Consider the following 12,674-nt stretch of genomic DNA (forward strand, 5'->3'; position numbering starts at 1 on the left):
TGATATAGTTGTTTTATCAAAAAATTGTACTTTTCGGTATCTTAACTGAACCGATGAGATCACTAATGTTTCTTTTTATTTTATTGTTTGCTACATCCTGTGATTACTTTGAAAAAAAGAAGGTGTATTCTGAAGATTTATTGAATGAGGAGTTGCAGACTTTTTATTGGAATGAAGTAGATACATATCCAACTTTTAGTAGTTGTGATTCATTAACTTCTAAGGAAGAGAGTAAAACCTGCTTCCAAAATACTTTACTCAGTAATGTAAATAGTTACCTAAGTAATCAAAACCTAATAGTAACTAATGACGTTAATGATACGATAAAACTTCAAATTGTAATAGATAAAAATGGTGAGCTAAATGTGGAGTCCATGACTTATAAACCAGAGACTAAAACCGAAATCCCAAATATTGATAGTCTTTTAATCAACAGTTTAAAGACCATTCCTAAAATTTATCCTGCAATCAAACGAGGGCAACAGGTTACAACTTCCTTTGAATTTCCAATAGTTGTGAGGATAGATTAGAACCTAATGGCTAATTTTTGCATTAGTCTTAATACTTCAATATAAAGCCAAATCAATGTTGCAAAAAGTCCCCAAGTAGCCAACCATTCTTTGTACTTTGGCGCTCTGCCTTTATAGCGTTCTATATAATCAAAGTCTAAAAGTAGCGCAAAGGTTGCAACAATTGCAGTGACCACATTAAAGGCTATGGCAAACCAAGATGTCCCCCAGATATATGTCTTTATTCCAAAATAGTTCAAAATGAATGAAACCAAATAAACGACCATAATACTTATAGTTGCTGCTATAATTACACTTCTCAGTTTTTTGGACACAACAATTATCTGCAATTGATAGAGAATGAGCATTACAAAAAAAGTAACAATAGTAACACCGATGGCTTGATAAGGTAATTCAGGAAAATTTTTATGTGCATATGACGAAAATCCTCCTAAAAAGAAACCCTTAGCAACAACATAAAGTGGTACTAAAAAATGAGCCCAATGCTTTCTAACTGAAATAACAATGCATATTACAACAGAGCCTAACATACCACCTAAGGTAAACCAACGCATTCTCATACCTTCCTCGCTAAGCTTCCATAAGTATGCCGTAATTGTAGCAATTATAATAATCCCAATCATGGATTTAATGAAAATACCAGCAACAGACATTGTTTTAGATGACGATATATCTTCTTTCCAAAAGTATCCGTTAAAAACAGGATTGGACGTCTTAAAATTCCGAAGATTCATTAAAGATTAAATTTATAACCAACTGAGATGTCAGTTGAAAAATTTCCTTGATTATCTAAAAAAGCAGCAAATAGCTCACCATAAATAATGGTTATAAAACTGTTTTCTCCTACCTTGATATCAGATCCAATTCCAAATATTAGAGGTATATCAAAAGCTGTTACATTTATATTTAATTCAGAATTATTACTTCCGATAACCGTAGCAGTAGTAAAGTTGAGTGTTGCAAACTTTACCTGTCCATAAATGGAAAAAGTAGATTTGTTTAAAAACCTATATCTATAACCTAGAGAAAATTCTGTAGTACTGTATTGAAGTTCATCGCTTTCAAATGCATACCGTACTTGCAAAAACCCTGAGTGTCTAATTAAACTATTTTCTTCAAATACTTCTAGCTCAGTTCCTATCAAGGGCGCTATTTTATTTTCCGGATTTCCTACAAAAGGATTGTTAGTAATTCCTCCTGAAAAACCAAGTCTAATTTTAACTTTACTTTCCTTTTGAACAGAAGTATAACTACTATCTGCAGAAGCATTGTAATTGTCTAGAAATTTTTTCAAATCAAAAATTGTAAGTTTAAGTTTTTCAGTTGATTGTCCGTTTGTTAATTTGCTTAAAAGCGATTTGTATTCTTCTTGGAATTTATTGTCCGTTCCTTTAGTGTTTTTAAGCTCTTGTATTTGCCCATCTTCAGTTCTTACAAAGTATCTGTATTGGCCATTAAATGTATTCCAAAGCAGGTCTAATTTGCCATCTATTTCGGTTTTAAGCTCTAATTGTTGGTCATTTATAGTATAGGTGTTTTGACTGTAATTGTATTGAACGGCTAAAAGAAAGATCAGTAGAAACAGTATTTTTCTCATTTTAGAATGATTTGGTTTTAGTAAAGCTACCAAAAATATTCAATATGTTATTTCTTAAATATTCTCCCTTTCCATTTGTAAGGTTTAAAAAAACTAAGTGTGGCCACATAAATATTAAAGATTGGATAAAGTAAACTTGAAAATATAAAAGCAGATAGTTGATGTTCTTGCTTAAAAAACCGAGCGGATTTGAAGAGTAACAAAAAGTCAACACTAATTTTTATTACTAATAAAGCTGTAGCAATCCTAATATTAATTGCATTTAAAAGAAGCAGAACCAATATTATGTTGAAAATCAAATTGCCAAGAAGAACAATTAAGCCTGTTATTTTGGAATACCAATTTGAATAATTATTTGTTTTAGAAGCCCATCTCAATCGTTGTTGAATAAGCGAATTTAGGTTGCTTTCTCCTTTTGTATGCACAATTGCTTTTTCTGATTTTAGGTAATGAACTCTGGCTTTATATTGTTTATGGATTTTTTCAAGAAGAAATAAATCATCTCCACTCGCAATGTTGTTATTACCCTCAAAACCGTTACAGTCTTTAAAAACAGATTTTTTATAACAAAAATTTGCACCATTGCACATAAAAGGAAACCTAATACCAAAGCTACCTAGTGTTACACCTTGAAGTGCGAGAATTTCTAAGGTTTGAAACCTATTGAGAAACGATGAGGTTGTTATTAAGTTTACAGGACCAACAATTGCAACAGTATCACTGGTTTGAATTTTTTCATCAAAAGCATCTAGCCAATAGGAGGGTAATAAACAATCTGCATCTGTGGTAATAATCCAATCATAATTGGCATTATTTATCGCTAAAGTAATAGCATCCTTTTTTGGTGAATTGGATTGTCTGTAATTATCAATAATTCTAATATTTTTTAATGGTGATTTTTGCTTTTTTAAGAATGATTCTATAGCATCAATTGAAGTATCCGTTGAATCATCATTTACCAATATGATTTCATAATGTGTTTTTGGATAATTCAAATTTGAGACTGAAAGTAGTAGAGCTTCCAAATTCTCAGCTTCATTCCTAAATGGAATAACAACAGTAAACTTAGTTCTTGAAGGTAAATCACTGAGCGAAAAACTTTCAACCTTGTCAAATCCAATAACAAATAAACCCATTAAGAGGAGGTAAAAAATGGTGCATATTATAAGAATAGTTGAAATGGTCATTACTCTGCGTTTGGAAGTCTAAAATTTAAAATATAATAACCACCAAAAACACTAGGTATCACAAAATTCAGTAACCACATGGAGGTTATTATAGTAAGAATTGTTAGTTCATTTATTTTTAAAAAACTAAACAGAAAAACAGCTACACTACCTTTTATAACAACATCAAAAATTGAGATAGAAGGAATAATTGAAGCCAAAAAATACATACTAGTTATTACCACCATGGCATCTAGGTAATCAATAGCAACACCAAAGACACTGAGGAAAAAATAAAATTGAAATGAAAATATAAGGTATCTAATCAATGAAAAGACCAAGGTCTTTGCTTTAACATTTATTGTTATACTTTTAATGAAATCTATAAGATCCACATAAGAATGCCCCTTTACTTTAAATCGTCTGTGTTTTACTCCAAAGAATGATAATATGGCTATTATTAAGAGGATAAACACAAACCTTGTTACCCTATAATAATTTATGTCTACTTGGTAAAAGTTTACAAATATGGTTAATCCAATTACCCCAAATACCGTTGTAATAGTCATTTGGGATATGTTACCAACTAGGTTTAAGAGTACAATTTTTCCCTTAAACCTATTGGTATAGTACATTACTTTTGCACCGTAATCTCCAATTCTATTTGGTGTAACTAATGAAGCAGTTAAACCACCTAGACTTTGTTCTAGAGAATCTTTAAATGAAATTTTTTGTACAATCTGAACTAGTTTCTGCCATTTCAAAATTTCAAAAAACCAATTAAAAAGGGTTAAAAAGACTAAAAAAAGTACATTTTTTAGCGAAAATGGATCATTTTCAATTAAAAACGCAATATATGTGCTAAAAAGGAGGTTTTCATTTAAAAGGAGTTTACTGTAGATAAAATAACCAGCACTTACCACAATACTTAATTTAATAAGCACAAATAAGAATTGCTTAGTTTTGTAAGGCACGTTGTAAACCATGTTACAAAGTAAACTAAAAACTTAAAGATGCGCCATAACTTAAAAAAATACCTACTGCTTTTTAGTTTCATCGTCGTTGTGTTAAACTCTAGTGCGCAATTAAAGGAAACGAGTAAATGGAAAGCACTTATTGCATTGGGATTTAATAGTACAAATGAAGACGGATTTGTAGAAGGAGTAAAGGCCCAATTTTTAAATTTCCCTACCGTTAATTTAGGGATACAACACATGTTTAAAAATCAATACGGATTGAGGCTAGATTTCGGTTTTAACCGTTTTAAAAACGATGATAACGTACCAGATTTTAAAGTAAATTATTCAAGGATTAATGCTCAATTTGTGTTTGATCCTTCAGATATGATAGGGTTCTTGCCACAACTAATGCGAACAATTTTACACGCCGGACCAGGTTTGTCTTTTGTAAAACCACTAGGTACTCTTGGCGATAACAAACAGACTTATTTGAATCTTTTAGGAGGTTTAGAAATTCATTATGCTATAAAGGAACGATTATCAATTTATACCGATATTAGCTATATCTATGGATTAACGTCTTTAGATGATTACAATCCTGCACTAGACGGACTAGGAGCATTTAATGGAGATATTTTGAATATATCTATTGGCCTGTCCGTGTCATTAAGTGGATGCCAATATTGCGATTGAAACTATGGGTAAAGAAAAAATAATATTAGGGATTGATCCAGGAACCACTATTATGGGATTTGGTCTAATAAAGGTGGTTGGTAAATCCATGCAATTTATGCAACTCAATGAGCTTCAACTAAAAAAATATGATGACCACTACCTTAAACTAAAATTGATTTTTGAGCGTACTGTAGAATTAATTGACACCTATCATCCAGATGAGATTGCTATTGAAGCTCCTTTCTTTGGGAAAAATGTACAGAGTATGCTAAAACTAGGCAGGGCTCAAGGTGTTGCAATGGCAGCAGGTTTATCACGCGAAGTTCCGATTACTGAATATTCACCAAAAAAAATTAAAATGGCAATCACTGGCAATGGAAATGCGAGTAAAGAACAGGTTGCTAAAATGCTACAGAGTTTATTGAAATTAAAGGAATTGCCAAAAAACTTAGATTCAACAGATGGGTTGGCAGCTGCGGTGTGTCATTTCTATAATCAAGGAAGAGTTAGTGTTGGTAAGAGCTATTCAGGATGGTCTGCTTTTGTAAAGCAAAATGGTGATAGAATAAAATAATTTCTTTGGAACTACAAATAATACCTAAAATAATTTTCATTCTTAGAATTGGGTTTATATATTTTGTCGCGAGAGAGTTTTACCTATCCAGATTTAAGGGGAAAAAGAACAAATATGTTTGGTTTATTATTATCGCTTTTTTTGGTTGTTTTGATTACTTATTTCATCTGGCGTTCAAAAGAAGACTTGTTTTAAAAAAAGGTTTAAACCGCAATTCAATCCTCGATAAAGTTTAATTTAACTTAATGGCTGGTATCTATATCCATATTCCCTTTTGTAAGCAGGCATGTTATTATTGCGATTTTCATTTTTCTACGTCATTAAAAAAGAAAAATACACTTATTAGTGCACTTATAAAAGAACTAAAACTGCGCAAGGATGAATTAAAGGAAACACCTATTGAGACCATTTATTTTGGTGGAGGTACACCGTCAATTCTTTCTAATGAGGAGTTACAATTATTAATTGATTCGGTTTATGAAAATTATAAGGTTATTTCATGCCCAGAAATTACATTAGAAGCCAATCCTGATGATTTACATGAAGATCGAATAATTGAATTATCAAAAAGCCCAATCAATAGGTTGTCCATTGGAATCCAATCTTTCTTCGAAAAAGACCTTAAACTAATGAATAGAGCACACAATGCCGATGAAGCAAGAAGCTGCATTGAAGTGGCAAAAAAGTATTTTAGTAATATCTCTATAGACTTAATTTACGGTATTCAAGGTGCAACGAACGAGCAATGGATAAAGAACATTGAAATAGCACTAAATTTTGAAATATCTCATATCTCCAGCTATGCACTCACAGTTGAGCCAAAAACTGCATTAGCATCATTTATAGAGAAAGGAATAATTGAAGATGTAGATGATGAACAGGCACACCAACAGTTTTTGATATTAAAAGATAAACTAGAAGAGAGGGGATTTGTTCATTATGAATTGTCAAATTTTGGGAAAGAAGGTTTTTTCAGTAAAAATAACTCTGCCTATTGGCAGGGAAAATCTTATTTAGGTATTGGTCCGTCGGCACACTCTTTTAATGGGACTCAGCGAGGTTGGAATGTAAGAAACAACACCAAATATATTAACGCATTAAATAAGGATGAGCTTCCAATAGAAATTGAAATATTAACCTTAACTGATCGCTATAATGAATATATAATGACCGGTTTACGGACTATTTGGGGCGTTTCATTAAAAAAGGTCGAGGAAGATTTTGGAAAATTATTTAAAGACTATTTAATTGAGCGAGCAGATATTTTTATAAATCAACATTTGTTGTATATTGATGATGGGCATATACGTGTCTCCCGAAAAGGACAATTTCTGAGTGATGGAATTTCATCAGAATTATTTAAATTAAACTTAGCGTGATTGCACAAATACTATTCAACTCTAGAAAACTGAAAATTGATCTAACCCAACCATTAGATATTTCTATACCAATACAATCAAGTGATAAAAATGTAAATGCCTGGTATATTGGACCACCTAAAATAGCACCAGAAATATATAACGGTACCACAATTAGTGTAGAAGAAGGTGCTTCGGTAAATTTTAATACGATCACTTTTAATCCTCATTCTCATGGTACTCATACGGAGACAGTTGGGCATATTACTAAAGAAAAATATTCAATAAATGAACATTTAAAACAATTCTTCTTTTTAGCTGAATTAATTAGCGTAGCACCAGAAAAAAAAGATGAGGACTATGTAATTTCAGCAAAGCAATTGCAATTTGCAATAGGCAATAAGAAGCGTGATGCGATAATTGTTAGAACTTTACCAAATACTAGGGAAAAAACATCTAAACAATATTCACATACAAATTGGACCTATTTTGAAGAAGATGCTATAAAACTTTTGGTGCGTAAAGGAATTAAACATCTACTTTTTGATTTGCCAAGTATAGATAAAGAAGAGAATGGTGGTGAATTGAGAGGTCATAATGTGTTTTGGAACACTAATGGAAGGTTAAGAAAAGACGCCACTATTACTGAGTTTATCTACGTTTCTAATAAGATAGAAGATGGTATTTATATGCTTAATTTACAAATTGCACCTTTTGATAATGACGCTTCTCCAAGCAAACCTATCTTATATAAAATTTTAGAATAACAAATGTGACGATACCTTAAAAGTAAGTGTCCTAATCATTATATATGGAAACATTTTTAATAATAATCATTAGCATATTAGTAACCTTAGGCATTGTTACAATTTATAGGCAATGGCGGTCAAAGCGCATAACAAACGCTCAATCTTTGTTGCTCTTAGATAAAGTAAAACGTGTCTGTAAATTTATTACCGTAGAAGGTGATTTCGCAGAAATTTATCATTACGAGGATGTAAAAGAGAAGTTTCTAAAACTTATTTCTAGTAAGAAGAAAGCACTAGTAGTAATAAATGCAAAAGCACACGTAGGTTTTGATTTTAGCAAGGTTAAAATGGCTACTAATACTAAGACTAAAACAGTTGTGCTTTCACACTTTCCTCAGCCAGAGGTATTGTCTATAGAAAGTGATATAAATTATTATGATAAGAAGGATGGTATGTTCAATAAGTTTAATGCTTCGGATCTAACAGAATTGCATACACAGGCCAAGGAACATATCAGAGAAAAAGTACCTGAAAGTGGTCTTTACAATGTTGCGAGAAAGGAAGCATTAGAAGCCATTCAACTTATAGAAAACTTGGTACAGACCATTGGTTGGACCTTGGACTATTCGGCTATAAAAATAGAAAATAAGGATAGTAAACTCCTAAAATGAATATAGAAGATTATAGAGATTATAGCATCGCAAAAAAGGAGGTGACTGAGCACTTTCCTTTTGATGATGATGTGCTAGTTTTTAAAGTCTGTAATAAAATGTTTGCTTTGGCGTCACTGTTAAAATGGGAAAAGGGAGAGGCCTTTATTAATCTAAAATGCAACCCGGAGTATGCACAAGAATTAAGAGCTGAATTTGAGAGTATTAAACCTGGCTAACATATACATAAACAACAGTGGAATAGTGTATACATTTATACAGGAGAACTACCACAGAAACTCATCTTTGATTTAATTGATCATTCTTATGATATGATTTTACAAAAGCTTTCCAAAAAGGATAGAGATAATTTATTTTACTTACCTAAATTTTTTAAAAGAAGGTTAGTTGACAAATAACGATTTCAATTGTTGATTCAACGAAAATTACAAATATCGGGGTAGTTCAACATTAGATTTGTTTAACGAAAATTAATTAATCTCTTAACTCTAGAAAGCTAAATCTGTTTTTGTTATAATATCGTTTATGAATTAAAATGACTGGCAATAGAGGCTTTTTTATTAGGATGTACAGTTAGGTGATTAAATCAAAAGATTTATAGAAAAATGCGACAAAAACCATCACAGAATATGTTATAGTCAAAATCTTCATTCAAGTACTAAATTAATTAAAATTTTAAGGCATTTAGATTTTATATACCAACTAGAACAGTGCATAAAAACTTCCGAAACAACAATATTGAATAAAAAAGTTTTAATAGAATTTGAACTAAATAAAATGAAAATTCAATTATCTGTTCTCAAGTTAGTAAAGTTGCTTAGTAAATCAGAAACAAAAGCCCCATAAAAATGTCTTTATTTGTAATTACTTATCGGCATCCGGTTACTATACAACGACACTAAAAATCCAATAATCGAATGTTAATGGTAATTTGACTCCTTTAAGTTAAATTAGATGAACCAATTCAACAGTTTATTATGAAAAATTTAAATATCTTGCTAATAGAAGATGATATGATTGAAGTTATGAAACTAGACAGAGCAACAAAATCACTTGGGCTCAATCATAAAATTGAAAAGGCAAATAATGGAGAAGAGGCGTTGCAAAAGTTACAATATAAAGATAATTTACCTGATATTATTTTGTTAGATTTAAATATGCCTAAGATAAATGGCGTTGATTTTTTAAAGATTCTTAAGTCAGATGAGAACCTCAAGTATATACCAATAATTATTGTAACTACATCAAGCAACCAACGTGATTTATTGGAGTGTTATAAAATTGGAATTGCAGGTTACGTGTCGAAACCTTTAAAATATGAAGAATATGTTTCTAAAATTGATAAATTATTGGCATATTGGAGTATAAATGAATTGATTAAAACATAATGAAAGGTATAATATTTACTGAATTTTTAGATCTCGTTGAAAAGAAATTTGGTATTGGTATGGTCGATAAAATTATCGCTCAGTCTGAGTTGAAATCTGCTGGGGCATATACTGCAGTGGGCACGTATGATTTTGGGGAGATGTTACAGTTAATGACTCATCTTAGCCATAATACAAGTCTGTCAATTGATGATTTACTTTTGGTTTATGCTGAGCATTTGTTTCATGCTTTAGTAAAATCTTACCCTGACCTGATAAGTCATTATGCTGACCCAATGACCCTATTGGCCTCTATTGAGAATCATATCCACATAGAGGTGAAAAAAATATACCCTGATGCTGAATTACCTACTTTCGTTGTAGAAGATTATAGTAAGGATAAAATGACTATAGTTTACAGGTCTGATAGAGCTTTATATATGCTTAGTAAAGGCTTAATGCATGAAACCTTTAAGTTGTTTGATGTACCAGTACAGATTGACTTTGAAAAATTGAATGATAAAGGTACAGAAGTACGGTTTTTCATTGAAAAGAAGGCATGGACCAGAATACAATAGACATTCTAAAACGTGCACTTCAGCGTGAGCGGAGGTCAAGGAAACAAGCTGAAGAAATTCTAGAGGCAAAGTCTGCTGAACTTTATTCTGCTAATAAGTTATTAGAGGCTTCATATAAGGAGTTGGAAGGACTATATTCACAAACCTCTTCACAATTACAGGGAGTTTTTGAAAGTATTGCAGATGCTTACGTTATTATGGATCTATGGGGTAACATTATCAAGATGAATCAAAGTGCTGTTAGTCTTTTGGGATTTAGGAGTAAAAAAGATGAGGGTCAATTATTGGAATTAGTCTCTCCTAGTGATGCTCACTTAGTTAAACCAACTTTTAAAACACTACTAAAAAAAGGAATTGTAAAAGATTTGAAGATTAATATAATTACAAATTCAAATGAGCATAAGTTAGTACATATAAATTTAAGTACAATCTATGAAAATGGGAAAGCAGTTGGAGCACAAGGAATTGTGCGAGATATAACATCTGAAAACAAATACCAAAATTTAATTGAATATGAAAGAAAAAAGTATAGCAGTATCATTGCTAATATGAATTTAGGTTTAATAGAGGTTAATAACAATGATGAAATATTGATGGTAAATCAAAGTTTTAAGGATATGTCGGGCTATGAGGAGCATGAATTATTAGGTCGTAAGTGTTCGAATATTTTCTTAGATGAGGAGGCTAAAATTAAGATGGCTAAGAAGATTAAAAAGAGATATTCTGGTAAATCAGATTCTTTTGAGATCGAGATTACAACAAAAAGTGGTGAATTGAAACAATGGTTGGTTAGTGGAGCACCTAATTATAATGATAAAGGTGAGGTTGTAGGATCTATAGGTATTCATTTTGATCTAACTGAAGCGAGGAGTAATTTGGATTTGTTACAACAAAAAACAGAGCAATTGGATATTATTTTTGAAAATGCATCTATGGGTATTGTACTCAGTAGAAATGATACTATTCTGAAATGTAATTCAACATTTGCTCAAATGCTTAATTATGAACAATCAGAATTAGAAGGCAGTCATTATTTATCCATTACTACGGAAGAAGATAGACTTAAAAGTCAGAGTTATGTAGCTCGTATGGAAAAGGGTGAATTGGACAATTTTACTTTAAACAAAAGATATTTAAAAAAGGATGGTTCTAAAATATGGTCAAAAACAATCGTTACTAGTGTTAAAGGTCCAGGAAATTTACCTTACCACATAGCACTTATTGAGGATATTACAGATGAAAGAAATAAGTCTTTAATATTTAAGATGTTAAATAATCTAACCACTTCAATTTTAGGTAAAATTGATATAAATGAAATCGCTTGGGAAATTGTTAATATTTTGGCAAATTATCTAGAATCCAGTGATTGTATTATCTATGTTGTTGATTGGGAAAAGAATTGTTTAGAACAAATTGCGGCATATGGTAATAAAATAGATAAATCTAAAAATATAGTTAATAAATTGACTATACCAATTGGAGAAGGAATAGTTGGACGTGTAGCTGTTACAGGGAAATCAGAATTAATAGGAGATACAACTAAAGACCCAAATTATATAACCGATGATAAACTAAGAATGTCTGAGATTACTGTGCCAATCATAAGAAACAATAAAGTAATCGGTGTTATCGATTCAGAATATGAAGATAAAAACTATTTTAATTCTGAGCATTTAAAAACTTTAGAAAGTGTAGCTAGTATTGTCGGAATACAGTTAGAAACAGCTGTGAATATACGAAAAAGAGAAAAAGCAGAGGCTATAAATAAGGAGTTGCTAAAACAATTAACTAATAGTAATAATGAGCTTCAGGAATATGCACATGTAGTGTCTCATGATCTTAAATCTCCATTAAGAAGTATTGATGCTCTTATTGCTTGGTTAAAAGAAGATAATAATGATAATTTGGATGAAACTAGTCTTAAAAATTTATCCTTAATTGAAATCACTCTCGAAAAAATGGAGCAATTGATAACAGATGTTCTTAATTATTCAAGTGTATCAGAGATTAACAGGCAAAACGAAATTTTTAGTTCTCAAGAATTAGTTGATGATGTACTAAAGATATTATTTATTCCAAAACATATCAAAATCCATATTAGTAAAGATCTTCCAATTATTAATGGAGATAAAACCAAAATTCAACAAGTTTTTATAAACTTAATAAGTAATGCAATAAAATATAATGATAAGGAGGAAGGTATAATAAAAATTAATACTGACGAAACATCAAGTCACTACCTGTTCTCTGTATCAGATAATGGTATTGGAATTGATGAAAAATATCATGATAAAGTTTTTAAATTATTTCACTCGCTTGAAACAAGACATGATTCAACAGGTATAGGCTTATCTGTGGTCAAGAAAATAGTTGGTTTACACAACGGGCAGATTTGGCTGGAAAGTGAATTAGGTATTGGCTCAACTTTTCATTTTTCAATAAAAAAATAG

General features: G+C 31.0%; 14 protein-coding genes. 10 read left to right on the forward strand and 4 right to left on the reverse strand.

The genetic code is table 11. The features are described from left to right. The first annotated feature begins 53 nt into the window (after nucleotides 1-53). Nucleotides 54-530 (forward strand): hypothetical protein, encoded by a 477-nt coding sequence (locus DUZ96_RS11890; protein WP_114302353.1) that lies wholly within the window; start codon nucleotides 54-56, stop codon nucleotides 528-530. Here the strand turns inward: DUZ96_RS11890 and DUZ96_RS11895 are convergent. From DUZ96_RS11895 to DUZ96_RS11910, 4 genes are read right to left on the reverse strand one after another with little or no spacing between them, the layout of a single operon-like run. After that, entirely contained in the window at nucleotides 527-1,264 is a 738-nt protein-coding gene (locus DUZ96_RS11895; RefSeq protein ID WP_114302156.1) for a Bax inhibitor-1/YccA family protein, read from the reverse strand. The two genes, DUZ96_RS11890 and DUZ96_RS11895, sit on opposite strands and share 4 nt — an antisense overlap. Continuing rightward, nucleotides 1,264-2,127, reverse strand: a complete 864-nt coding sequence (locus DUZ96_RS11900) for a hypothetical protein (protein WP_114302157.1) — start codon at nucleotides 2,125-2,127, stop codon at nucleotides 1,264-1,266. The genes DUZ96_RS11895 and DUZ96_RS11900 overlap by 1 nt, the downstream gene beginning before the upstream one ends. A gap of 47 nt (nucleotides 2,128-2,174) precedes the next feature. Beyond that, nucleotides 2,175-3,263: a glycosyltransferase gene (locus tag DUZ96_RS11905; protein ID WP_258774382.1), complete on the reverse strand. Its 1,089-nt coding sequence runs from the start codon at nucleotides 3,261-3,263 to the stop codon at nucleotides 2,175-2,177. 50 nt (nucleotides 3,264-3,313) lie between these two features. After that, nucleotides 3,314-4,237, reverse strand: coding sequence for a flippase-like domain-containing protein (locus tag DUZ96_RS11910; RefSeq protein WP_258774383.1), 924 nt, complete (start codon nucleotides 4,235-4,237; stop codon nucleotides 3,314-3,316). 69 nt (nucleotides 4,238-4,306) lie between these two features. Here DUZ96_RS11910 and DUZ96_RS11915 point away from each other — a divergent pair, with 69 nt between their 5' ends. From DUZ96_RS11915 to DUZ96_RS11960, 9 genes are all read left to right on the forward strand, one after another. Further along, nucleotides 4,307-4,945 (forward strand): cell envelope biogenesis protein OmpA, encoded by a 639-nt coding sequence (locus DUZ96_RS11915; RefSeq protein ID WP_114302160.1) that lies wholly within the window; start codon nucleotides 4,307-4,309, stop codon nucleotides 4,943-4,945. A gap of 4 nt (nucleotides 4,946-4,949) precedes the next feature. Further along, on the forward strand, nucleotides 4,950-5,501 hold the full coding sequence (ruvC, locus tag DUZ96_RS11920) for a crossover junction endodeoxyribonuclease RuvC (RefSeq protein WP_114302354.1): 552 nt from the start codon (nucleotides 4,950-4,952) through the stop codon (nucleotides 5,499-5,501). Nucleotides 5,502-5,746: 245 nt separating this feature from the next. After that, nucleotides 5,747-6,880: a radical SAM family heme chaperone HemW gene (hemW, locus tag DUZ96_RS11930; RefSeq protein WP_114302162.1), complete on the forward strand. Its 1,134-nt coding sequence runs from the start codon at nucleotides 5,747-5,749 to the stop codon at nucleotides 6,878-6,880. Then, complete coding sequence (locus tag DUZ96_RS11935) at nucleotides 6,877-7,626, forward strand: cyclase family protein (RefSeq protein WP_114302163.1); 750 nt, start codon at nucleotides 6,877-6,879, stop codon at nucleotides 7,624-7,626. The genes hemW and DUZ96_RS11935 overlap by 4 nt, the downstream gene beginning before the upstream one ends. Nucleotides 7,627-7,670: 44 nt before the next feature. Continuing rightward, nucleotides 7,671-8,279: a DUF4230 domain-containing protein gene (locus DUZ96_RS11940; protein WP_114302164.1), complete on the forward strand. Its 609-nt coding sequence runs from the start codon at nucleotides 7,671-7,673 to the stop codon at nucleotides 8,277-8,279. After that, a complete protein-coding gene (locus DUZ96_RS13205; protein ID WP_309484655.1) occupies nucleotides 8,276-8,497 on the forward strand; it encodes an MmcQ/YjbR family DNA-binding protein in 222 nt (73 codons plus the stop codon). The genes DUZ96_RS11940 and DUZ96_RS13205 overlap by 4 nt, the downstream gene beginning before the upstream one ends. 759 nt (nucleotides 8,498-9,256) lie before the next feature. Further along, nucleotides 9,257-9,667, forward strand: a complete 411-nt coding sequence (locus tag DUZ96_RS11950) for a response regulator (protein ID WP_114302165.1) — start codon at nucleotides 9,257-9,259, stop codon at nucleotides 9,665-9,667. Beyond that, a complete protein-coding gene (locus DUZ96_RS11955; RefSeq protein WP_114302166.1) occupies nucleotides 9,667-10,224 on the forward strand; it encodes a heme NO-binding domain-containing protein in 558 nt (185 codons plus the stop codon). Before DUZ96_RS11950 ends, DUZ96_RS11955 begins: the two co-directional genes overlap by 1 nt. Then, entirely contained in the window at nucleotides 10,206-12,674 is a 2,469-nt protein-coding gene (locus DUZ96_RS11960; RefSeq protein ID WP_114302167.1) for a PAS domain S-box protein, read from the forward strand. Before DUZ96_RS11955 ends, DUZ96_RS11960 begins: the two co-directional genes overlap by 19 nt.

It is taken from the genome of Winogradskyella sp. KYW1333, assembly GCF_003335675.1.
Classification (GTDB): domain Bacteria; phylum Bacteroidota; class Bacteroidia; order Flavobacteriales; family Flavobacteriaceae; genus Winogradskyella.

Coding starts and splice junctions, on each gene's coding strand:
- DUZ96_RS11890 (WP_114302353.1), top strand. CDS start 54: ATGAGATCACTAATGTTTCTTTTTATTTTATTGTTTGCTACATCCTGT.
- DUZ96_RS11895 (WP_114302156.1), bottom strand. CDS start 1,264: ATGAATCTTCGGAATTTTAAGACGTCCAATCCTGTTTTTAACGGATAC.
- DUZ96_RS11900 (WP_114302157.1), bottom strand. CDS start 2,127: ATGAGAAAAATACTGTTTCTACTGATCTTTCTTTTAGCCGTTCAATAC.
- DUZ96_RS11905 (WP_258774382.1), bottom strand. CDS start 3,263: ATGGGTTTATTTGTTATTGGATTTGACAAGGTTGAAAGTTTTTCGCTC.
- DUZ96_RS11915 (WP_114302160.1), top strand. CDS start 4,307: ATGCGCCATAACTTAAAAAAATACCTACTGCTTTTTAGTTTCATCGTC.
- ruvC (WP_114302354.1), top strand. CDS start 4,950: ATGGGTAAAGAAAAAATAATATTAGGGATTGATCCAGGAACCACTATT.
- hemW (WP_114302162.1), top strand. CDS start 5,747: ATGGCTGGTATCTATATCCATATTCCCTTTTGTAAGCAGGCATGTTAT.
- DUZ96_RS11940 (WP_114302164.1), top strand. CDS start 7,671: ATGGAAACATTTTTAATAATAATCATTAGCATATTAGTAACCTTAGGC.
- DUZ96_RS13205 (WP_309484655.1), top strand. CDS start 8,276: ATGAATATAGAAGATTATAGAGATTATAGCATCGCAAAAAAGGAGGTG.
- DUZ96_RS11950 (WP_114302165.1), top strand. CDS start 9,257: ATGAAAAATTTAAATATCTTGCTAATAGAAGATGATATGATTGAAGTT.
- DUZ96_RS11955 (WP_114302166.1), top strand. CDS start 9,667: ATGAAAGGTATAATATTTACTGAATTTTTAGATCTCGTTGAAAAGAAA.
- DUZ96_RS11960 (WP_114302167.1), top strand. CDS start 10,206: ATGGACCAGAATACAATAGACATTCTAAAACGTGCACTTCAGCGTGAG.